The organism is Francisella salina, assembly GCF_000219045.1.
In the GTDB taxonomy this organism is placed as follows: domain Bacteria; phylum Pseudomonadota; class Gammaproteobacteria; order Francisellales; family Francisellaceae; genus Francisella; species Francisella salimarina.
Window position 1 is genome coordinate 1,023,130 of record NC_015696.1, and the last position, 22,351, is coordinate 1,045,480.

A 22,351-nucleotide genomic window follows, 5' to 3' on the forward strand; every position below is an offset into this window, starting at 1 on the left:
TTCAGCAAGAATTTTTTTAGTTAGTTACATTAATTTAGCTTGGTATTCTTAATGGTTTAAGAATGTTAAGATTCTGTATATTTATAATTTATACATTTTGATAAAGCTTGCGACAACACCATTTGTCCAACCGAAGCCATCTTGTACTATATATTCTCCACCACCAGCATTTGCTTTGGGATCAACTACATCATATTTTTCACGGATCTTTCCAGTCTCTTTAAATTTCTGATTAACTGTATTTACAAATCTTTTAGCAATGGTTTCTGCAAGCTTGTCAAAACCATAATTTCTTAAACCTATAACAGCTTCAAAATGTAATGGTGCCCAGCCATTTGGAGAATCCCATTGTTGAGAAGTATTTAAAGTTGTTGTAATAAGTCCATGCGCTGTTAAAAATTGATTTTCTATAACCTTAGCAACCTTTTGAGCTTGTTCTTGAGTAGCTATATTTAAGAATAGTGGTGTCACTCCTGCTAAGCTTGTAATGCTGGTAACCTTATTTGTCTTAGTATTTAGATCATAAAAAAAATCTTTTTTATGATCCCAGAAAGTATTTTGAATAAGTTTTTTTCTTTTTTCAGCTAACTCTGAATATTTAGTCGCTTTTTCTTGGTCTGAAATTTCAGTGAACCATTTACCTAGTAGATTCTCTAATCCATATAGATAGCTATTTAAATCAATAGGTAGAATATCTATTGTTTGAATAGTACTAAAGTCATTTGTATTAGCAAACCAACGACTAGAAAAATCCCACCCAGATTCACAAGCTGCACAGATGTTACGATAGAAGTCTAGTTTGTTTGCTATATTTTGCGCATGCTCAATATCTTCGCGATATGATTCTGGTCTAGGAGTAGCTGATTCATCCCAGTATCTATTTAAACCGTTTACATTTCTTTGCGTATTCATCCAAAATGAATATTCTTTTTCTAAAGTTGGTAAATATCTTTCAATAGCGGAAATACCTAGTTCTTGATATAGGATATTTACAATTAAGTAAAATAGAGGTGGTTGCGAACGAGTTAGATAGTATTTTCTATTTGCATTTGGTACAAAGCCAACAGTATCTATTAAATATGCAAAGTTATCTGCAATATCTTTAATCATCTGTATTTCACCATCAACTCGCAAACCTTCACAAGTAAAGTAGCAGTCCCAATAATAAACCTCTCTAAATCTTCCACCAGGGATTATATAAGGTTTTGGAAGTGCTATAAGAGAACTTAGAGAGTTTTGTTTGTCAGATGACTGATGCAAAAAATGCCACATTTGTTTGATATAAGATGATAGAGATAATTCTTTACTATTATTAAAAGTTTTTTCCGATATTGGAGGGTAAAAGTTATCCTCAATAAAAGCTTTGAGATCAAAATCACCAGAGTCTTTGAGCTTTTTGTAATCATTTAAGATATCTTGAGAAGATCTTTTAGGAGTCATATCGACAAAGTATTTTGAGTCTTTAAAACATGGTTTTAATTGAACTGCACCAAAAAGTTTACCTGATAGTTGTATTAGTTGTTCTTGATTATTAGACATAATTATTTATTCCTATGAAGTTTAGCATAAGGGGGTATTAATAGTACTAAAAGTGCTATCGGTATAAGTACGCAGTAAAATGCGGTTACACCACCAAAGTGTGCAAATATTTCACTAATTATCCTAGAACCAATAGTACCACCCAAAGCGGAAAATATGATTATTAAACCAGCCATAGCACTTTGTAAGTTTTCAGGTTGGCTACTAAGAATACTTGAGCATAATGTTGGATATATTGGAGCCATGAAAAAACCAATCATAGGAAACAGTAGTGCTATAACTACAGCTAAATAAGAATCTGTTTGATTAGTATCTATTAGTTTAGATAGTTGTAAGGTTGATATTACTAATATTCCACAGCATATAAGACCTATGATAATAATTAATTTCCAGTCAATCTTTTTCATTATGAAGCCAAAAGTGATTCTACCAGCAGCTATGCTTAAAGCAAAAATACTTGCCATAAAGACACTGGTTGATGTAGAAAGGTGAAGTACTCTAGTGTTAAATGTTGGAAGCCAAGATTGTACACCTTGTTCGATAAATACATAAAAAAATACACTAATTATAAATAACATCACAATTGGTAGTTTTATGAGTTTTAGCATACTTAAAGTATCTGCTAGAAAATTAGAATTTTTAGATGTTCGTACTGCTGATTCATCAAGTTTGGTAAATAAAAGTAGCAAAAATGCAACTAAGCATAAGCCAGCTAATAACCAGTATGTGCCAAGCCAGTTACCAAAGTGAATAAATATGCTAAATACAAAAAAGCATAAAACAACCCCAACCTGAAAGACACCCTCTAATAGACTCATTAAGCTAGCATGTGCTTTTGAGTCATTGGTAATTAATCCAACAGTTGAATATACAGATACTTTAATAAGAGCAAAAGCTACGCCTATTAAAACAAATAGTAGTTTAGCTGTAAAGAAACTATCTAGGCCTGCCATGGTAATACATCCTATAGCAATAATTGCTAGTCCTAAAAGCATGGCATTCTTATAACCAAATCTTGGAATAAATGAACAAATAGCAAATGAAACTATTGCTATAGTAAGATCTTTGCATGCCTCAAGAATACTTGCTTGAACTTCTGTGACTTGATAATGAGTGACCGATTGTAGAATCACAATACCAACACTATTAAGTAAAATAGCGCTAATAAAGAAGATAAGAAATAGCGAAAGCTTGAGCTGAAAGTATTTCATATGATTAACAAAAAATTGTTTCTAACTTTAGGATAAACAAAGTTATATATGTTAACAAGTCTAAGAGAGAGTAATTCTAAAAAGTAATGGGACTTTAAAAATTGAAATAATCAGTGTTTGTGAATTAGCTAGTAGGTTATAATAAAATTAAGATTTTACTATTGGGATATCAAGGATGAATGAGTATAAATACTGTATTGGAATTATGTCTGGAACATCGCTAGATGGAATTGATGTGGCTTTATGTAAGATTAAAGGGCATGGACTGGATACTGATATTAAATTAGTCAGTTTTAGAACATATTCATACTCAGAAGATTTATTAAACGATATTAAGCAATCTTTAGATTTAACAAGAAGTAATGCTCAGCTATTATGTAGTCTTAATTTTAAGCTTGGAATTGAATATGCTAATGCTGTAAAGAAATCAGTAGCTGTAAATAACCTAAAATTAGAAGATATCGAGTTCATAGCTAGTCATGGGCAAACTATATATCACCAGGCAAAAAATGAAGATGGATTTATTAAATCATCATTACAGTTAGGAGATGCTGCGACGATAGCTTATGAATGTCGAACAACAGTTGTGTCAAATTTTAGAGCCGGAGATATTGCAGCTGGAGGAGATGGAGCCCCTTTGGTACCTTATGTGGACTATATTCTTTATAGTGATAAAAATAAATCACGTGCTCTACATAATATTGGTGGAATAGCTAATACTACAATTATTCCTAGAAATGCAAATATTAATGATATATATGCATTTGACACTGGTCCAGGTAATATGATGATAAATAGGGCAATGGAAGTTTTGTTTAATCGAGATTATGATAAAGATGGCGAAATAGCAGCTTCTGGTATAGTTATTGTAGAAATGTTGCAGGAGCTTTTGCAAAATCCATATTTATCTTTGAATCCACCAAAATCAACGGGTAGAGAGCTTTTTGGTATTGGGTATACAGATTATATTCTTGATAAATATAAGCAAAGCAATCCTAAAGATATAGTTCATACGTTAACTATATTTACAGCGGAGAGTATAGCCAAAGCATATAATGATTTTGTACTTGATAAAGTTGAGTTGGATGAAATAATTTTCACAGGGGGAGGGGCGTATAATAAGTTTTTGATAGAAACTATTAAAAAACTGATAGATGTCGAAGTCTTAACATTTGAAGATATTGGGCATAGTAGTGATGCAAAAGAAGCTATAGCCTTTGCTGTGTTAGGAAATGAAACTCTTAACAATAGCTATAATAATATTCCATCGGCAACAGGGGCAAAAGATAGAGTGATATTGGGACAGGTTAATATATATTAGAAGTGCTGTAAAATAGTTTAATTAGTTACGTTGCTCATGTAAGAATAACAAGTATAAAGGGTTTGTTATTTGGGATTTACATGGCTGAAGATATTAACGATATACTATATGATACTGATGACTTAAAGAAAGAAAAGGTTAATGGAGGCTTTTTTGATTTTATAAAAGCGTGGTTTTATAATGACATCGAAAGGCATATGTTTTTCGAGGATGAGATTATTGTTGCTCAAAAGTTAAAAACAATAGATGTCATGGCTAATACTTATGCCGTAGAAAGGAAAAAATATTTTGAAAGGTTTCTGAAGGATTCCCATAAACAAAAAGGCATTCTTACAAGGATTAAGGATAGGGATTTTGCTTTCTATAAAGACCCTAACAGAGTTAAGCTGTGGAGCAGTATTACAGATACAGAGGTTTACAATTTTTTTATAAAATCAAGTGTTAATCAGATGCTTGGTGGTGGAAATGTTGCGCAATTAACTTCACTGCCAAAATTTAAGTTTAATGCCAAATTAACTGCATCTATCAATAGCGAAAATGCATCAGCTGCTGCGAGTCTTGTTGCTGCAGGTGAGAAAAGTTTTATGGGTAGTTCATGTATAAATATCTGGTCTAATTTACCTGTATTTGATAGTGCGAGAGGAGATGTTAAGTCATTTATACCTTTATATCTTAGAATGAGTGGTAAAGCATCATCAGCAATGTTTAGTTACAATGTTGATATTAGTGCAAATGCAAGTAAATTGAATTTTACAGACTCGAAGTCTTTTGAGTTACTGGATAATTTTAAAGGAAACGTGAATCTTAAATTAGTAACAGCAAAAGGTTCAAAAGAAGCTAAAAGCTTTGTTTATACACCTAAATTTAAAGAAGATTATAAACTTTTAAATGAGCTAGGTTTCGTTTTGAATGCACCAGAAGGGTCATACAGATATTTAGTTCCAAAAACTAGAGATGGCCTTGACTTGATTAGAGAATATACTTATCCAGAGATTGAACAAATCTACTTTGGTAGAAGTGCTTTGACGGGTTATTCAAAAGCTAACTATAAAAAACAGAGTTTAGGGGTTGAAAAGAATGGTGAAGGGCTAATGACTCTTGGATTGAGTTCTAGAGATTATGAAAACCCATTAATTCAAGTTAAGACCTCTACTAATACAGCGAGCTTTGACCTATTATCTGGTGAAATAAAAGGAAAGATATTAGCAGATAATTTGATAGGTTTTGCTGATGCTAAAGGTTCTGTCAATAAGTTTAGAAATCAGGTTGATTCAATCATAAAAAAGAATATCGGTGAGAGTTATGAGTCACCTTTTAAAATACCAAATTTATCTGAATTTAGTGATATGGAAATTAAGGCTAGATTTGGACTATATTCCAAGCAATCAGCTTCTAAGCTTAGAACATTGAGAATTTCTATACCGATGACTACTAAGATGTTAGATCTTAATCAAACATCTGGGTCGTATGATGTCAAATCAGGAATGGGATATTCGATGGCTCAAAGAAATGATTTGAAGGGAGCTATTGCACATAAGCAAGGGTTATTGGAAAATTCTGCTCAAAGGCTATTAACTGGTGAAAATTTAGATTTGAAGGGTCAGTTGACATCAACAGCTAAAGATTTAACAAGTGATTATATGGATTTTGGTAAATATGCAAAAGATAAAGCAAGCTCAATGCTTGAGAATATTTCTAGTGCGGCTCAAAAAGACTTTGATCTTGCTAAAACAACAGGAACGAATGCGTATGGAGCTGCACAAAATATATTATCTAGTATATATGATAAAGGAAGTACCTTTGACTCTGTAATTGGATCTTTGAGTGAAGTATATAAGCTTAAAGGAGGGCAATTATCTAATATCGATTCAGATGAGATTCTTAATGCCTTATCAAAGAGCTCTTCATTAGCTAATTTATCTGGGAAAGCTGGCGCGGATCTTAATGAACTTAAATCAAAATTTAAAGATATTGCGTCATTAGATATAAAGAAAAAAGCTTCTGATGCGATATTGTCATCTAGTAATCAGCAGTATAATCCAAGCTTTAATAAAGCTAAGACTTTTAATGATCCGGATTCATTTTATGTTCAAGATACTTTGATAAACTATTCTCAAACGTTAAAAAAAGAAGAATTTAAAGATCAGATGTCTGTTATCAACGTTATAGAATTTGATGATAGTAGTGATTTACCTATCTTATTTAACCTTTGTAGAATGATGACTAGTGAATCAACGAAGCAGGATGCAAAAGATTTTCTTAGTAAGAAAGAGAACTCAGATAAAACTAAGTCGTTTATAGATGCTTTGGAAAATCGTACAACAGTTATAAGTCCTGAGTCTAATATTAGTTATACTTCTATAAATGTTTTATCTAATAAGAGTGTAGGGGCTATTTTTACGGAAAATACCAAAGCATCATCAGTTTCTTTGGGTTCAACAGTAAGTTTAGCTGAATTTAATAGGATGTATTCACTAGACTCAAGAGTTTCAAGAATTGGAGCATCTCCACTTGAGGAATTATCGAATTTCTCTGCGAAGAAAGATAAGTATAAGTCAACGTTTGAGGAGTATTTTACAAAGTTATCTATTCAGAGATATATAGAAGTGATGATGATAGACGATGAAGCTGATTTTATCAAGTCTTTTGTATCTCCTATGATGGAATGTCAAAAAAAACTGCTAGATAATCTTGTAATATTGAATAAAGAAGCTAAGTGGAAGAGTAGTTCGACTTTTAAGAGCGTGTTTTCGAGTAGTGATAGCTTCAACTTTACTGGGTGGCTTAAAGAAAGGCTCCCTGGTTTTGATTTTGAGTTATCCCAAGAGTACGCATATTTTACTGGTTTGGTAATTAACTTTTCTATAGAAGAAGATAGTTCGTCTGCTGAAACAGTTATCAAGCTTTGTAAAATTATTAGGTCTTTAGATAGATTAACTAGAGGGTTTTATTTGTTGTTAAGAAGGATGGCGAAAAATAGGAACTTAAGAGTCGGGTCTCATGATGTCTCAGAAAGTCATCTGAATATTACTAAACAAATCTTAACCTCCTTGTGTGAACCGTATCAAAGTTTTGCAGAGAGGGTGGGTGATGATAACGAGCTTTTATCTGCATTGGTTAATATGCTTAATTTTATGGATAGTTTTGTCGAAGTGCAGAGATTATGTGCTTCAATATGTGTACCTAGTGATTCTTTCTTCACTTTAGTGAATGATAATAAAGAGCTACTTAAGGATATTTGTTATACAGTTGAGAAAAGTGGTGTTACAGGTATTGTATTTGAATCAACGTTTGGTTATTCATCAGAACTCTTTGGCTCGAGCAATCATAATATGAAGCTTAATATTAAGAGCTCTTCTGTTAGATCTGGAGATGGTAAAGTAAATGAGTTTACTAGTATTGATAGAGAAGCTAATACTGAGCAGGTTTTACAGAATATTTACAGTAATATAGCTAAGCTTGATGAGCAAGAGTTAGACAGATTATTTAGAGGCTTTAGGATACTAAAGCAGGAGAATTCTACTAATACTGATAAAACTGGTTTTAACATAGGTCTAACATATGATCCTATATCTAATGATGTATCTGTTGATGTTAATAAAGATAATGAAAATCTTTACTCATATAGTAATATTAGCAAAGATGAGTATGTTAAAAAAATTAAAAATATAGTAGAAGCTAAAGTTGCTCTTAATCTTGGTTTTGAACATGAAGAAGTAAGGAGTTCGCAAGGATTTAGTGTTTTAGCAACAATACCAGCTAAAGGATATTCTATTGATGACTTAAATAGAATTTATAGGCCAATGATTTGGGTTTAATTTGAGCTGTAGAAAGTATTGTTTTACGGCAGATCATAATGTAGTTTTTCTATTAGAAAGTTCTTAAACAGGAGATAGTGATAATGGCAAAAAATAAGATTCCAAATTCAAGGTTAATGATAAATTATGAAACTAATGTAGATGGCGTGTTGAAGAAAAAAGAATTGCCTTATAGAGTTTTAGTAGTCGGAGATTTATCAAAAGGAAGGTCTGTAGATGCAAAAAAAGAATTTGCAGATAGAGAAGTAAGAAGAATAGATAATGGAGTTGATAGGGCTTTAGAGGATATGAATATATCTTTTGATTTTGAAGCTCCTAATTTTGTCTCTAAAGATCCTAGCAACTTGAAGGTTAATTATAGAATCCAAAGTATAAAAGATTTTAGACCTGATGCGGTCGCTAAAAAAGTTCCTGAGATTAGAGCTTTGCTTGAAATGAAAGAAATATTAGCATCTTTTGCTAAGGATATAGAAAATAATCGTAATCTTAAAAAAACGATAGATATGATTTTTTCTGATAGTAATGAGTTAGAAGCTTTAAAAAATAAGATTCCTGCTTTGACAAACTATACGATTAAAGATTCTGATGATGCAGAAGCTGTTGAGTCTCTTGAGACAAGCAAGCAAGAAGAAATAGAAAATAAGTAGGGAGATTTTTTGATGTCAGAAAGTAAATTAAGTCTTACAGATGAGCTTTTGAACAATTTTGGTGGATCAGCAGAGGTTGATAATGTACTTAAGAATATAGACTTTGATGTTTCAGGTGATGCATCTAAAGTTTTATCTTTATCTACAGACTACAATGCTAGAAACCTTATGGCTTTATCTCTAGTGTTAGCAAATAACGATGCTATTAATAATTATAACCAAAAGTATATTCAAAAAGTTATTACAGTTATTGATAAGCTTATTGATTTACAAGTTAACTCTATAATATCAAATGATGAGTTTAAAACTCTTGAACAGGAGTGGCTTAAAGTTCAGGAAGTTTGTCAAGATGACTACGATAATGTAGAAGTAAGTATAATAGATGTTAAGAAAGAAGAGCTACAATATGATTTTGAGAGAAATTTATATGATATATCTAGTAGTGATTTCTTTAAAAAAGTATATGTTGCAGAGTTTGATCAATATGGTGGAGAACCATATGGTGCAATACTAGGTTTATATAATTTTGAAAATACTACAAATGATATAATTTGGCTAACTGGAATGGGTATGGTCGCAAAAAGCTCTCATGCACCATTTGTAGCATCAATTGATAAATCATTTTTTGGGGTAAAAGATCTTTCGGAAATAACTCATATAAAAAGTTTTGAATCTTTATTAGAGCATCCAAGATATAAAGAATGGAATGATTTTAGAAACCTTGATGTTGCTGCGTATATAGGACTGACTGTTGGAGACTTTATGCTACGTCAGCCATATAATCCTGAAAATAACCCAGTTCAATACAAACTCATGGAAGGTTTTAATGAATTCGTTGATTATTCAGATAATAATAGTTATCTGTGGGGACCATCTTCTATTCACCTAGTTAAAAATATGATGAGATCGTACGATAAAACTAGATGGTTCCAGTATATAAGAGGGGTCGAAAGTGGTGGCTATGTAAGAAACCTAGTATCTTGTGTCTACGATAATAAAGGGGTTTTAGAAACAAAACCTCCTTTAAATGTGTTATTTGCTGACTATATGGAACTATCACTGGCGAATATTGGCCTAATACCATTTGTAAGTGAAAAAGGTACGAGTAATGCATGCTTTTTTAGTGTGAATTCAGCTAAAAAAGTTGAAGAGTTTGTAGATGAGTTTGATTCAGCAAATTCAATGTTGATAGCAAACCTTTCTTACACAATGTGTATATCTAGGATATCTCACTATATCAAATGTGTAATTAGGGATAAAATCGGAAGTGTGGTCGGTGCTGAGGAAATTCAAAATATTCTTTCAGATTGGATATCAGAGTTTGTTACTACTGTATATCAACCAACACCTCTAGAGATGGCAAGATACCCTTTTAGAAATGTTTCTATTGATGTTAAAACTATACCAGGTAAACCAGGTTGGTATTCATGCAAAATAAATGTGATTCCACATATCCAATTTGAAGGTATGGATACTACAATGACTATTGATACTAGGCTTGAACCTGAATTATTCGGTGCTAATAATAACTAAAAACAAGGAGAGTGGTTATGAGTGAGATGATAACAAGACAACAGGTAACAAGTGGAGAAACTATTCATGTTAGAACAGATCCTACAGCGTGTATAGGCTCTCATCCACATCGTAGATTATTTATAGATTCGTTTTCTATGGCGGGAGTTAATCTTGATAAAAACATTGTTGCAATTGAAGGAGGAGAAGATGTTACAAAAGCAGATTCTGCAACAGCTGCAGCTAGTGTAATACGTTTGTCAATAACACCGGGATCTATAAACCCAACAATTAGTATTACACTTGGTGCCCTAATTAAGTCGAGTGTTAGAACATTACTCGAAGGTGCTGTATCTAGTATACTTCAAGCGGGTGCAACGGATATGAAGATTAAACTTGGTAGCTCTAATAAAAAGCAAGAGTACAAGACAGATGATGCTTGGGGTATTATGATCGATATATCTAACCTAGAGTTATATCCAATTAGTTCAGAAGCCTTTAGTATAAAGATAGAGCCAACAGAGTTAATGGGTGTTTCTAAAGATGGTATGAGATATCATATAATATCGATTGATGGGCTCACAACTTCACAAGGTAGCTTGCCTGTATGCGGTGCTGCAAGTACAGATAAAGGTGTTGCTAAAATAGGATATATAGCAGCTGCTTAGTAAATAGGAGTGATGTCTTAATGTTTCTTGAAAGGGTATACTGGGAAGATGGGGTAAGGTTAGATAGAGATATTTTAGATCAGTCAAACCTATCTATTTTAGAAAGTTCAAGAGTTGCAAACTATTTGCCGATGAATCTTAATAAAGGAATTATTAGCTTTAATTTAGATATTGAAAGTTTGTATACTGGACTTATTCTCATAAAAGATCTTGAACTGTATTTAGATGAAAAGATATTTATTTCTTATGATAGGTCTTACCCTTTATCCTTACAAGTAACAACAGATGAGTTGGTTGGTGATATTCCAATATTTTTAGATATTAAAGAAAGGGTAGTTGAAAAAGATGGTACTAAGTATATCTATAATCAACTATCTCTTTCGTTAGAACATGATTATAGCTCTAAATATAGTACACAAATTGCATTATTTAAGTTAGACAGAGGTCGATTAGTATCGGATATTTACGACTTTCCAGTATTAACTCTCAATCATTACTCGATGCAGGATATTTTTGTAAAGCTTAATAGGCTCGTTTCTGAGTTAAAGTCTTTTAACCGTTTTGTCTTCTCGACCTCCAGATCTTATGCAGCTATTATATTGGTATTTCTAATTAATAAGTTAGAGAGAGAGCTTAAATTTGCAGAATCAAATAGATTGAATAGCTCTCCGAAACAAATATTTGATTTGGTGCATGATATTTATAGTCTAATTCAACTTAACTTAGATAAAGTTGAGGAGATTGATAGTATTGAATTTGATTTTTATAAGCCTTTGAGAAAGCTTGATTCACTTGCTGATAGGCTACTTAGTCTTTGTGAGTATAGAAAAATTAATAACTTTATTAAATTTGATTTGCATGGAAGAAAATATATATGTGAGAATTTCCCAGAAGAGTTCTTTGTCGCTTCTAGGTATTATATTTTTATAAAAAGGAAAGCGACTGCTCCAGCTAATGTGAAGTTTGAAAATAAAAAAGTCTTACGAATCACGAGCATTAGTAGGAATAAAAATGTTGTTACTCTGTCTCTTTCTGGAATTAAGCTGGTTGAAGTTGAGAACTCGATGATGAATTTTACAACAAGAGTTGATAATATTGATGCAATATATGAAATTCAAAAAGGTTCAGAGTGGGATTTTATACTCGCAGATAGTAGTGCTGTTTTTACCGCTTTTGAAGGCAGCGAAAACTTTGATTTCTTCATAGCTTTTACCTAAGAACTCTTTAACTATAAATATGTGTAACCAGCATATTTATTATTTGGTTTATTATTTTCTATCGTTATGTTTAGTTTTATTCTTATCGAATTGTTCTTGATACTCTTTTTGATTACTTTGACTTTATTTTTTATTCTCTTTATATCGCTATTATTTTTGTTTATAACTATTATGTTTACTTTAATCAAATAAATAAAAGAAGGAATGTATCCACCTAGATATATATTGCCTATATTTTTTTGACCTACTGAAGAAGGAGGTCTTCTAATTTTAATTAATTCCTTTTCATAGTTAATAATAGTGCAGTAATCTTCACTAAGAGCTTTATATAGAGCATTAATTGTATTATCAATAGTAAATCTGGGAGCTGCTTTAATATAAGCATTATCTTGAGTCAGTCTATATAATTCCTTAGTTCTAATTATATATCTGTATAATAGAGATCTAATACCGTACTCTAATACTTCAATTGCTAAATCATTATTACTACGAATATATTTTTGGTATTTTGTTTCTAGCTCTGCAAAAGGCTTAAGTTTAAAAACATTTATATCTATATATATACGCTCATTTTTCTTTGATATTCTTAGGATAGTGGCTGATAATGTGCTATCTATTAAGACTGGTTCAAATCTCATCTTCTGGGGAGGAATATTATAAACAGAAAAAATTCTAAGAAGATGATTTAAAGAGAGTTTATGAGATATTTTATTCAATTTATCTATATTCATAACTATTTATACTTTAAAAGTCGAATAATTTATTTAAATCATCACCACTAATATTATCGACATCATCTCTTGTATTATTTTGCTTTAAAGTATCTTGATGGGTATTATTAACTTCTTGATTTTTGGGCTTTGTGTTTATATTGGGCTTATGAGCATCACTATCTTCTAATACTTTATTTTTTTCACGATACTCTTTCTTTGCTTCAGAGTTTGTTTCATAGAAGTGTTCTTTAGCTATTGAAGAAGATGTACTATTGATAAAGTTGTTTTCAGGCATTTTCTCAAGGTCATCCAAAAACTGGCTATAATCGATTTCATACATTTTTTTTGCTACACTCCATTGAATACTCGAAGAGTAATAATCTATATTTTTATGTATATCACCTATTATTGGTGCAATCTTTTTATATAAAGGGAAAAAAACTTCAGGGAAATATTCTTTAGGATCAAAATTTGCTAGTAGATTCTGAATATCATCATAGACTATGGATGTTTCAAATATTCTCTCATCATCAACTAGACTTTTTAGAATTTCTATCTTTTCAACAAGAGACTGCCACTTATCTGAACCTTGTAAATTCTTTTTAGTGACTGGTATCAACTCTTCACTTTTTGTTACGGACTGTTTTATATCCTTATGAGGTTCTTGTTCTACACTTTGATTTTGTTGCTCTTGTGTAGCTATTGATTTTTTTATTTTGTTTAATGTTTTATCTAGTTGTACCTTTAGATCAGAATTATAACCTAGATTATTTTCATCGAAAAATACTGTAAATTTATTAATTAGATTAACTATGTTTTCAATAGTAGTGGATGATTGAGGGTCTAGATTTTTAATTTCAGCAAAATTGATATCAACTACTGCTAAAAATTTGTTAATACCTTTTTCAGCAAGTTCACTTTTCTGTTTAGAATCTAAGGGATTTATAGTTGAAAAGTTTTCTTCTATAAAAGAAAAGTAATCTTCAATGATTTCGGGGGTTGCACCGATTTGATCTAAGTTCAAGCATATTTCTGAATTCAAGCAAAGAAATAAGCTATATACATCTATACTTTTAGTATCATTAGAATTATCGACTATTTTCTGGACAAATGTATCATATTCGGCATTCTCATATATTGAGTGAGTTCGCATGCTATTAATAAGATTTATCTTATCTTGAGTTTCTAACTCTATATTGTTCAGTGCTGATATTAGTCTACTCATGCTAATCTCCCTAAATTACCAAATCATAAAAATCAATAAACTTATAAGGAATAATCCAAGAGGGACCCCAAACCTTAATAAGATTTTTGCAATTTTACGATATCTCTTTGGAGGAGGGGTACTATTAGAAGTATCAATAAAGCTAACTGAATCAATTGCAGATTTATCTATATATTTATCAACTTCTTTTTTGTAAGCAAGAAAATTATGGTTATAAATGTTTTCATAATATTTACCATAGAAATCATTATTAAGAATTAGAGATATTGTTTGATAGCATAATTGAGGATAGATATTGTCTGATAATAAATTATCAATTATTTCAAAAACATATTCACCACCATCTTTTCTATCATAGTATTCAAGTTGTAGCAGTCCCCAAGAAATATTACTTCCTGCTTCTTCTTTTAGAATCATTAGTTTTTCATCAACATATGCAATTAATGGAAATGTTATGTATTTACATATAGTTTCACTATATTTTTCTAATAATTCTTCTTGAAGGAAAAATATACTTTTTCTGATGTTATTACGATAGTATGCAATTTGCTCATTATCAATGTGATCTGCTTTAACAATTTCCTTTGTACTTTTAATAATCTCTAGAATGATCTCTACTTCTACAAAATCTGCCATTTTTATATCCTTTCTCAAGAGTTATTCAAAACAATTTTTTTAATAAAACTGAAGGTGTTTTGGTTTATGAATTTACATATAATACCTACAAAAAAATCTAAGAAATATTTATATTTCTCATTGTACCTATCGCTAGTGGTTAGCATTAGTTCATTAGTAACAGAATCAATTTCCACTTTATCTAATAAGCTTGATAATAATGATATATTATTATCATCGGTCTTTAAAAGCTTTGCTATAGCTATAAATGTTGTTTTTGAATACATATTCTTAGATATAATCATATCAACCATATTAAACATATCTCTAGAGTTATTGTTATAGTTATTTAATCCTCTATTTATAAAGATTGGAGAAATACTTGAATTTATAGAAGCTATTGCATTTGAGTTAATCTCTATAAGATCAGATATTTCTACTATCTGTGTCCATGTTGTGTATGTGTGTATTTTTGTCTCTAATATTTTGTTATCAAGTTCAGGGAAGACAACATTGTAGTTTAGTGATTGAGAGTTTCTATTAAGATAGTATTCATTTTGACCAGAAAAGACAAAGCCATCAAATGAACAAGGAGTATTGTTTTCATACACTGATAAAACCTCTATTGCTTGAGCATCATCTATTTGATGATGTTTTAGTTTACTATTTGATAGACTCATAGAGGTAAATGTGGCGCTTGAATAATCATCGAAGCTATTAAATATTGGTACCAAATTGACTCTAAATAATGAAGAAAGTCTTTCTTCGTTGTAGTTATCTATTTTTAGATTAAAGTAGAAGTCTATTTTTTGTAGATTATTGTATTTATATTTAAATAAATCTTTGATTCGTATATTAAACCCATACATCAGACTAGGGTTATGAATATTCAAAATCAGTTTTTCAGTTGGTTTAAGTTGTAGGTTAATAGGTTCTACTATTATATCCTTGGTTGAGTATGAGTAGTCTAAAAATCTAATTTTTGCGGAACCGCTATCTACTAGTATTTGATTGAAAATATATGTGGCAAAAAAAGGATCTTCTTCACATAGTCTTGGATCAAGCCATATAGTAAGATAATCATATTCAAAATTATTTTCAAAATCTAATGATATATTTATTAGAGTGTCACTTTTTTTTATGGTTGCTACATTCTTTACAGGTAAGATAAGACTTTCTGATCTTGTTGTATATGTTAAGGATTTATTAGTTCTTTTGTCCTCAATAAAAAAATACTCTTGAGGACGGATATAGTAGCCATTATGACCTTTGTCTCTTATTTCTAATAAACATGATTTAGGAAGAAAATAATATAAACTACTATAATACTTGAATAAAAGGCTACTACTATACTCAGAGATTCTTTTATCAAAATCATTTTTAATATCACTACTTAATTTGTCAAAAGTTTTTTTTAGGATGGCTGCATCATTTGTGCTTAGGTTATCTTTTATTTCATTCATGCCAATAGTCCTTTAAGATGTTTTTGCATTAATCTGCCCACTACTTATGAAGTTCACCATACCTCCAGCAGCAAATGTACATATTGCTTTGTTATTCATAGTATTTATTGGGGCACCTTCTAATAGCGTGGTTGGGTTCGTTGGTATAAATGGTGTAAGGTTCGGTATACATACCCAAGGAAAAACGAAAGGGTTCATTGTCGGGTTGGCTGGGTTTGTACACCCTGCAAAAGGTAGTATATTAGCGCCTAGCTTAGAGTCAGTAATATTAGATGCTGGTAGATTTCCTGCAAGTGTTTTTATTCTTGTACTTAAATAGACTCCTGGAGCGAGACTGAATGAACATTTGATTTGAGCAGTCATAGAGGGAGTTAATGTCGAGGCACTGCCTGAAAGGTTGAGATTTGTAGGGCTTAACAAAGTCTTAATATTATTAAGCTCAGATATCAGATTGGATATTGCATTACTAATACTATCATCATTGTTAGGTGCGGTTTCTAGTCGTTTTAATGAGTCGTTTATTATGTCTAGCATTATATCCTCCAATAAGCATCTTGCTTGCTTTTTAGATCATTAATAATTGGATCGTCTGTAATTTCTTTAAGTGTTAGGAAGTAATCATTGGAAAAAGGTGGTAAATTATATATACCTATAAGAGAAGGGCACTTGTAGCATGCTTGATTTAAAAGGAATAAAGTAAGTTCTTTAGCTTTCTCAGAAGCATTTTCATAATTGGCATTAGAAATATTTTTATTTATTTTTGTTAAATATTTATCAATATTAATTCCCTTGTTGCTAGGATTAGATACTCTAATTTCTTTATATGTTAAAAACTTTTTTTTGCTAAAAAAACAGTTAAGTCTACTTATACCATTTTTATTTTTAATTAATTGTTGTTCAATATCTTTTAATAATGAGTAATTAGACTTTAGTCTAGGATATATCTTATTTAGATGCTTTATATCTTTGTAAAATCTTTCATGATTAAACTCATGTTTTTTGGATATTTGTGAGGTTATTAAATTAAAATTCTTTTCGAACTCGATGAAAGGGCCAATTACCTCGAGGTTTTCATCGGATATGGCGATGTTTATAGAAGTAGCTATTTCTAGCAAAGCTTGAAAATACTTATTAGATATTTTTGTAATTAAGTTATTAGGTGACTGTTCTATAATTTTCTCTATAGGCTTGTCATTATTATTTGTAAAAAGGTTTTCATAGAGCTCTCTTTCTTTATGGACTTTTTTATATAGTGTTTCATCATCAAATATTGTATCTGGGATACATTTTAAAGTTATCAAGAGCTGTTCAAAAGACTCAAGTTTAGGCGTGTTTGTTGTATGAGTCTTATGAAAGAAAATATTTTCTAAATTAAAATCATTAAAGTATCGAGATATGCCAAAAATTTGTAGGTCGATAAAATCTATAATCTTTTTTAACTCATCAGAAGGCTGTGTTTCTTGTAGAGATGTTAAAGAGGTGCTTAGAGTATCTGTATTTATTCTTTCGTTAATAATGTTTAGTTTAGTAATATCACTATTTGCAGAATAATAAGCTTTTAAAAGTATGATGTCACTAGCTAAGTAGGTATCTACTTTGAAGATCCCATTTTTAATTATATAAGCAAGATTTATCAAGCTTAAAATAGGGTTTTTCCTTAATGGAAGAAAGCTATCTGTGCTTTGTATCTGTTTTACAAAAGTTTTCAGTGTATTAAAATATGTCTCGTACTCAATTATATGTTTATCTGAGTCAGGTTTTTTTAGGGTTTTAGTATATAACTGTGTAAGCTTATCAGTATTAACTTCTATATTAGTATCTTTTGTAACATCTAAAAAAATAGTACCCAATTCATCATTACTACTTGTTATGATTTTTTTTCTATCAGCTATATCTTTGTCAATTACTAACTTATAGTTATCAACTAACTTTCTTAAATCTTTCAAGTAGCCAACAAAAAGTTCAGTATCAGTAGAGTCTAAAATATTGTCGATAACTTTTAATATCTGATTATAAAGCCTCTTAGACATATCAGATAAGTTGAGATTTACTGAATATTTTATATCTTCAATAAGATACCTAATATTATATATATCAAATTTCTTATAATATTTTTTATTTTCAAGTTTAATGATATCGCTGATACATTTATCAAGCTTGTCTACTCTAAAAGACCTTTCTTGGTCATAGTAGAAGTTGATATTTTCAAATAAACGCTTAAGCGCTTTATCAGCAATACTATCCATAAACATTAACCAACCATTGTTGCTGCAGAACCTTTTATACTTGCTGTAGCACTTCCTTTGATATTGACATTTACACCTTCTGCATTAAGGCTTACATCAGCTTTTATACTATTATTTAAGCCTTTTATGCCGATGTTCTGTGCAGCTTGAATATTTGTGTTTGCAGAGCTTTTTACATTAATTGTTCCTGACTCTATAGAAATACTCGAGTCATCAAGCACAATAGTCGAATTACCTATTTTTAGCACAATTTTGCTATCATTAAGCATGATGCTTGATTTTTTCGTAGCTAATAATATTTCTTTTTCCGTTATTGAAATTTTTGAGTCTTTTACATTGTCGATTATTTGCTTGTCAGCAGTTGATTCAATTGATTCAGTTGCGTTATGAGAGATTTTTCCTGAGGATTCTAACTTAGTAGTACAGCCTTTTGACTCATCTTTTATGTCTATGAGTAAACCCTGTTCTTCTAAATTAAAAATATGATCTGCTTTTGACATAAGAGTTATCTCCCTTAATCTTTTTCTATATTGCTATCATTTTTAATAGTAAATTCATTTACTGAATCAGAGCTAATAATATACTTCCAGTTTTCAATATTGTTATTATCCGGCAATATGAAGTATAGAGCATAATCTTTACTATCTTTATTTAACGGAATTTCATTTTCTCCAGTTTTTAGGTTTAATACTTTTACGTTATCATTATATATTCTTTGAGAGATGGACTGATAGTTGTCAGAGTAAAAGGTATTTTTATCAGGTTTAGACTCTAATACGACTTTTGTTTTAGGGACATTGTTTTTGATATACAAACCATCACTTGCACAACTACTAAGTCCTAGAGCTATAATTAATATTAAAAAGGCTTTTTTAAATAAGTTATTGTACATTAGTATCTCCTTGTTTCTGCCAACCTAATACTTGTAAAAATTTTGATTCGACTTTAAAACTTACAGGGTATGTTTTACCGTTATGTTTAACTTCCCAAGAACAAATATTATTTTGATCACAGTTAGCATCTTTAATAGCTTTTAGTATCGACCATTTACCGTGGTAACTTATTTGGTCTGTACTACCGTCTTCAAATTTTATAGTTATAGTCGTTGATTCAAGTGAGTTCCAATTGTAACTAATTTCCATACTATTTGAGTATGCTATATTCAGAGAGTTTACATAGTTTTGCTTATCGAGAATTATACTGAAGAAGGTATAGTCATTATCTTCATTTGGTATGGGAGTTATCTCAAATTTGATAGCTTGAGGATTTCTTTTGTCATCCCATAATAGTTTGTTCAATAAGTATACTTTGTTAAACTTATTTAAGTAATCTACCTGCTCAGAAGTTGAGAAATCGTTACTATACCATTTATCGTTAGTTTTATTATAAGATAATAGTGGCGATAGTTGCTCTATAAATGTTGAGTATATATAACCGTTGCTATCAAAATCTTTTGTTATTGCTTCATTTGTGGCAAAAGTATTACTATTTTTATTGAATGGGAATTGATCAGTTATGAATTCATATTCAATATTAACAGTATTATCAAGTTTAGTTATAGCATCTTTTATAGCTATAGTTTTTATCGCTTCAATAGCTATATCTAGATGTTTTTTAAGTAATTTATATAGGTTGTTATTGTTTGGATTATTTATTTCAGAAAGTCCGGAGTAAACTTTTTGTAGAGGTTTATATCCTTGCTTAATTTCCTTATAAGTATCTGAGTAACCATGCTCTCTTATTAAATTATTCAATTTTTTGAATATCTCTCTATATTCAGCATAGTTTTTTGATTTTAGATAGTTATCATTTTCGTGGAAATGACTATCTATTGGGGTCCATAATGATATGTCTTGATCTTTATTATCTTGTTTACCTAGCTTAGTCATTTTTCCATAGAATTGTTGAAGCTTATTAATCTTTTTAGTAGGGTTTACTCTAGATTCATCAGATACCAAATCGGTATTTGTGTTATAGAATTCTATCAAATTATTGAAAGAGGAATCTTTTGATGACATAGCCAGTAGATAAAGATTTAAAGCATTTTTATTAGAGATATTTTTACTGAAATCAGAGTCACTATTAAGCTTATCAATCATTCTGTTGTAAGACTCTATATATCTTGAGTTATAGTTATTTATGGAACTTTTGTAGATAGCAATCATAAAGTCAGGCTCTATATTGAAGTTATCCTTAAGATTATTAAGAAGTCTATTAAATTTTTTATTTATAGGCTCTATGTTGTCTTTAATATATTCTTTTGAATATATTGGAGATATCAATATTTTTTTACTATAGAAATTAGGTGCAAATTCCATATATAGCTTCTTACTTACAGGATTGATTAATGGAAGTTCGTCTTTATTATATGTTGAGTTGACGACACTATTGAGAACATAGTTTACTAAAGACGTAGTTATAGAACCAGTTTGCTCTTTACCCTCATCTGTAACATCATTAGCATTTTTCTCTAAAGATTTCACTAAATAGTAAATATGATCGAGCATGTCACTAAAGCTTTCAAACTTCCTCTCGTTCTCCTCTTGGTTAAATATCAAAGAAACACTTTTTGTTATTGAATTTATGTATGATGAATTACATAGTTTCTTTGATGAAGTATCAAATTGCTCTTGATAGGTTGAGAAAATATTATTTACCTCAATCGGTATTATATAGTTGTTTTTTAAATCTAGAATTGAGTTGTCGATAGTACATCTGTACAAGTATTTTATATATATATCATTAATGATTTTTGCTCTTTTAGTATTTGATATTCCTAAGTATTCAGCATTGAAGCCTTGTGTGCTTAAATAGCTTTCAGAGTCTTCTCCAATAACTAGTAATCGATTAGTATATAATTTATTAGCTCTATTAGTAACTGCTTTAATAGTTTCAGTTTTTAAGTTTTGATTTGTATACTTGATCACAATTTTTAGTTGTTTTTCAGAAAGATTTGTAAAACTACTTATTATTTTAAGCATAGCATCAGTCTTTTGATTCATGTCTTTGTTGTCTAAATATTCGAAAAATATTAGAAATGATGTGACCAATGATAAGTCATATGAATCATTGTATTTCGGTAAAATTACACTCTTTAGCAACGTATTAGCATATTGTTCATAAATGAAGTGATATTTTACTGATTTTGGGTATAGAATATCCAAAAGGATGGTGTCATCAATTTTCTTTCTAGCTTCTTTTAACACTTGGTGAGAGTTAGTTTCAGATGACGGATCTAAATTTTTGATGGAAGCTTTCTCTTTTAGTCCAATCTCTTGAAAAATATTAATAATAAATATGAAGCTAAACAATAGAGAGATTAAGTTTATGATGATACCTCTAGGGGAACTGCTAAAAAAGATGGTATCTCTTCTCGCTATTATATTATCTGGAATGTTTAAGCCAAAATTAAGAAATATTTCCTTATCAATAGATTTTAATTGAGGAGATATATTTTTTAGTGATTTTCTTATTTGGTTTAATATTATTGTATTATTGTATTTATCTCCAATACTATCTTTATGGCTAAGGATTTTTGACAGTATTGCTTCATCAATTTTGTTATTTAGGCCTTCATTTGAGCTTAGTTTGACTATAGATTTCTTACCAATAGCATTGTTATAGCTTTGACTATGTTCAGATGAACTGTAGAATGATATTATGAAATTTTTTAATCTTAGCTTTGTAAGTTGTTTATAAACCTCACTTATACTATTGTCCTCCTGAAAGTGAGGGTTAGAAATATCAAAGCAGAAATTGAGTTTATAAAACTGTAGATTTAATTTTCTTCTTAATTTACACAGGTCCGAAAGGTCTTCGGTCCCAAATACTAGTGAAGTATTGGTTTTATCGATAGCTATTAGTGGCAGTTCATTGTTATCAATAATTTGGACGTTAGGTTTTAGCTTTTTTATGTGGTCTTTTGCAGCAGAATAGTCTCCATAGAATATATACAGCTCAGCTAAGCTATTCTTTATTTTATTTGTTCTAATAACCGATTTTGCACGTTTTATAATATTTGCAATAGGCTTTTTGCTGGAGGTTTTTGATGTTTTTAGCCACTTCCTTATAAGGAAAATGCTAACAACGGATAGAATGATTACTACTATTATCAGAGAAATTAGTAATATTTGATGATTTTTTATAAAAGTCATAT

Annotated in this window: 17 protein-coding genes; 6 read left to right on the forward strand and 11 right to left on the reverse strand. The window is 30.2% G+C overall.

Annotated elements, in window-relative coordinates:
• Nucleotides 1-81: 81 nt before the first annotated feature.
• Entirely contained in the window at nucleotides 82-1,539 is a 1,458-nt protein-coding gene (locus F7308_RS04965; protein ID WP_013922761.1) for a trehalase family glycosidase, read from the reverse strand.
• A 2-nt stretch (nucleotides 1,540-1,541) separates the two neighbouring features.
• On the reverse strand, nucleotides 1,542-2,750 hold the full coding sequence (locus F7308_RS04970) for an MFS transporter (protein ID WP_013922762.1): 1,209 nt from the start codon (nucleotides 2,748-2,750) through the stop codon (nucleotides 1,542-1,544).
• Nucleotides 2,751-2,925: 175 nt separating this feature from the next.
• Here F7308_RS04970 and anmK point away from each other — a divergent pair, with 175 nt between their 5' ends.
• The 6 genes from anmK to tssK all read left to right on the forward strand — a co-directional run bounded on the left by anmK (nucleotide 2,926) and on the right by tssK (nucleotide 11,933).
• Nucleotides 2,926-4,071, forward strand: coding sequence for an anhydro-N-acetylmuramic acid kinase AnmK (gene anmK / locus F7308_RS04975; RefSeq protein WP_013922763.1), 1,146 nt, complete (start codon nucleotides 2,926-2,928; stop codon nucleotides 4,069-4,071).
• Between the two features lie 80 nt (nucleotides 4,072-4,151).
• Nucleotides 4,152-7,889 carry a hypothetical protein gene (locus tag F7308_RS04980; protein ID WP_013922764.1) on the forward strand — a complete coding sequence of 1,246 codons (3,738 nt, stop codon included), beginning with the start codon at nucleotides 4,152-4,154 and terminating at the stop codon, nucleotides 7,887-7,889.
• An 83-nt stretch (nucleotides 7,890-7,972) separates the two neighbouring features.
• Nucleotides 7,973-8,536: a type VI secretion system contractile sheath small subunit gene (gene tssB, locus F7308_RS04985; protein WP_013922765.1), complete on the forward strand. Its 564-nt coding sequence runs from the start codon at nucleotides 7,973-7,975 to the stop codon at nucleotides 8,534-8,536.
• Nucleotides 8,537-8,548: 12 nt separating this feature from the next.
• Complete coding sequence (gene tssC / locus F7308_RS04990) at nucleotides 8,549-10,069, forward strand: type VI secretion system contractile sheath large subunit (RefSeq protein ID WP_013922766.1); 1,521 nt, start codon at nucleotides 8,549-8,551, stop codon at nucleotides 10,067-10,069.
• A 17-nt stretch (nucleotides 10,070-10,086) separates the two neighbouring features.
• Nucleotides 10,087-10,716, forward strand: coding sequence for a type VI secretion system tube protein IglC (iglC, locus tag F7308_RS04995; RefSeq protein ID WP_013922767.1), 630 nt, complete (start codon nucleotides 10,087-10,089; stop codon nucleotides 10,714-10,716).
• Nucleotides 10,717-10,736: 20 nt separating this feature from the next.
• Entirely contained in the window at nucleotides 10,737-11,933 is a 1,197-nt protein-coding gene (tssK, locus tag F7308_RS05000; protein ID WP_013922768.1) for a type VI secretion system baseplate subunit TssK, read from the forward strand.
• 11 nt (nucleotides 11,934-11,944) lie between these two features.
• Here the strand turns inward: tssK and iglJ are convergent, their stop codons facing one another.
• From iglJ to F7308_RS05045, 9 genes are read right to left on the reverse strand one after another with little or no spacing between them, the layout of a single operon-like run.
• Nucleotides 11,945-12,664, reverse strand: coding sequence for a type VI secretion system baseplate protein IglJ (gene iglJ, locus F7308_RS05005; RefSeq protein WP_013922769.1), 720 nt, complete (start codon nucleotides 12,662-12,664; stop codon nucleotides 11,945-11,947).
• 13 nt (nucleotides 12,665-12,677) lie between these two features.
• Nucleotides 12,678-13,871: a type VI secretion system protein IglI family protein gene (locus F7308_RS05010; protein WP_013922770.1), complete on the reverse strand. Its 1,194-nt coding sequence runs from the start codon at nucleotides 13,869-13,871 to the stop codon at nucleotides 12,678-12,680.
• Between the two features lie 15 nt (nucleotides 13,872-13,886).
• Nucleotides 13,887-14,507: a DotU family type IV/VI secretion system protein gene (locus tag F7308_RS05015; protein WP_013922771.1), complete on the reverse strand. Its 621-nt coding sequence runs from the start codon at nucleotides 14,505-14,507 to the stop codon at nucleotides 13,887-13,889.
• Nucleotides 14,508-14,521: 14 nt separating this feature from the next.
• The gene (gene iglH / locus F7308_RS05020; RefSeq protein WP_013922772.1) at nucleotides 14,522-15,949 is read right to left on the reverse strand and encodes a type VI secretion system baseplate subunit TssF/IglH; all 1,428 of its coding nucleotides are present in this window, start codon (nucleotides 15,947-15,949) and stop codon (nucleotides 14,522-14,524) included.
• 12 nt (nucleotides 15,950-15,961) lie between these two features.
• On the reverse strand, nucleotides 15,962-16,483 hold the full coding sequence (gene iglG / locus F7308_RS05025) for a type VI secretion system PAAR-like protein IglG (protein WP_041263696.1): 522 nt from the start codon (nucleotides 16,481-16,483) through the stop codon (nucleotides 15,962-15,964).
• The gene (locus tag F7308_RS05030) at nucleotides 16,483-18,195 is read right to left on the reverse strand and encodes a hypothetical protein (protein WP_013922775.1); all 1,713 of its coding nucleotides are present in this window, start codon (nucleotides 18,193-18,195) and stop codon (nucleotides 16,483-16,485) included. Before F7308_RS05030 ends, iglG begins: the two co-directional genes overlap by 1 nt.
• A gap of 5 nt (nucleotides 18,196-18,200) precedes the next feature.
• Complete coding sequence (gene tssI, locus F7308_RS05035) at nucleotides 18,201-18,695, reverse strand: type VI secretion system tip protein TssI/VgrG (RefSeq protein ID WP_013922776.1); 495 nt, start codon at nucleotides 18,693-18,695, stop codon at nucleotides 18,201-18,203.
• A 14-nt stretch (nucleotides 18,696-18,709) separates the two neighbouring features.
• Complete coding sequence (gene iglE, locus F7308_RS05040; protein WP_013922777.1) at nucleotides 18,710-19,087, reverse strand: type VI secretion system lipoprotein IglE; 378 nt, start codon at nucleotides 19,085-19,087, stop codon at nucleotides 18,710-18,712.
• The gene (locus F7308_RS05045) at nucleotides 19,077-22,349 is read right to left on the reverse strand and encodes a hypothetical protein (RefSeq protein WP_013922778.1); all 3,273 of its coding nucleotides are present in this window, start codon (nucleotides 22,347-22,349) and stop codon (nucleotides 19,077-19,079) included. Before F7308_RS05045 ends, iglE begins: the two co-directional genes overlap by 11 nt.
• Nucleotides 22,350-22,351: the final 2 nt, after the last annotated feature.

Excerpts from the sequence above, each read along its gene's own strand:
- tssB (WP_013922765.1), top strand. The coding sequence starts at position 7,973 with ATGGCAAAAAATAAGATTCCAAATTCAAGGTTAATGATAAATTATGAA.
- iglE (WP_013922777.1), bottom strand. The coding sequence starts at position 19,087 with ATGTACAATAACTTATTTAAAAAAGCCTTTTTAATATTAATTATAGCT.
- F7308_RS04980 (WP_013922764.1), top strand. The coding sequence starts at position 4,152 with ATGGCTGAAGATATTAACGATATACTATATGATACTGATGACTTAAAG.
- iglJ (WP_013922769.1), bottom strand. The coding sequence starts at position 12,664 with ATGAATATAGATAAATTGAATAAAATATCTCATAAACTCTCTTTAAAT.
- F7308_RS05030 (WP_013922775.1), bottom strand. The coding sequence starts at position 18,195 with ATGGATAGTATTGCTGATAAAGCGCTTAAGCGTTTATTTGAAAATATC.
- F7308_RS05015 (WP_013922771.1), bottom strand. The coding sequence starts at position 14,507 with ATGGCAGATTTTGTAGAAGTAGAGATCATTCTAGAGATTATTAAAAGT.
- F7308_RS05045 (WP_013922778.1), bottom strand. The coding sequence starts at position 22,349 with ATGACTTTTATAAAAAATCATCAAATATTACTAATTTCTCTGATAATA.
- tssC (WP_013922766.1), top strand. The coding sequence starts at position 8,549 with ATGTCAGAAAGTAAATTAAGTCTTACAGATGAGCTTTTGAACAATTTT.
- tssK (WP_013922768.1), top strand. The coding sequence starts at position 10,737 with ATGTTTCTTGAAAGGGTATACTGGGAAGATGGGGTAAGGTTAGATAGA.
- iglC (WP_013922767.1), top strand. The coding sequence starts at position 10,087 with ATGAGTGAGATGATAACAAGACAACAGGTAACAAGTGGAGAAACTATT.
- F7308_RS04965 (WP_013922761.1), bottom strand. The coding sequence starts at position 1,539 with ATGTCTAATAATCAAGAACAACTAATACAACTATCAGGTAAACTTTTT.
- iglG (WP_041263696.1), bottom strand. The coding sequence starts at position 16,483 with ATGCTAGACATAATAAACGACTCATTAAAACGACTAGAAACCGCACCT.
- anmK (WP_013922763.1), top strand. The coding sequence starts at position 2,926 with ATGAATGAGTATAAATACTGTATTGGAATTATGTCTGGAACATCGCTA.
- F7308_RS04970 (WP_013922762.1), bottom strand. The coding sequence starts at position 2,750 with ATGAAATACTTTCAGCTCAAGCTTTCGCTATTTCTTATCTTCTTTATT.
- F7308_RS05010 (WP_013922770.1), bottom strand. The coding sequence starts at position 13,871 with ATGAGTAGACTAATATCAGCACTGAACAATATAGAGTTAGAAACTCAA.
- tssI (WP_013922776.1), bottom strand. The coding sequence starts at position 18,695 with ATGTCAAAAGCAGATCATATTTTTAATTTAGAAGAACAGGGTTTACTC.
- iglH (WP_013922772.1), bottom strand. The coding sequence starts at position 15,949 with ATGAATGAAATAAAAGATAACCTAAGCACAAATGATGCAGCCATCCTA.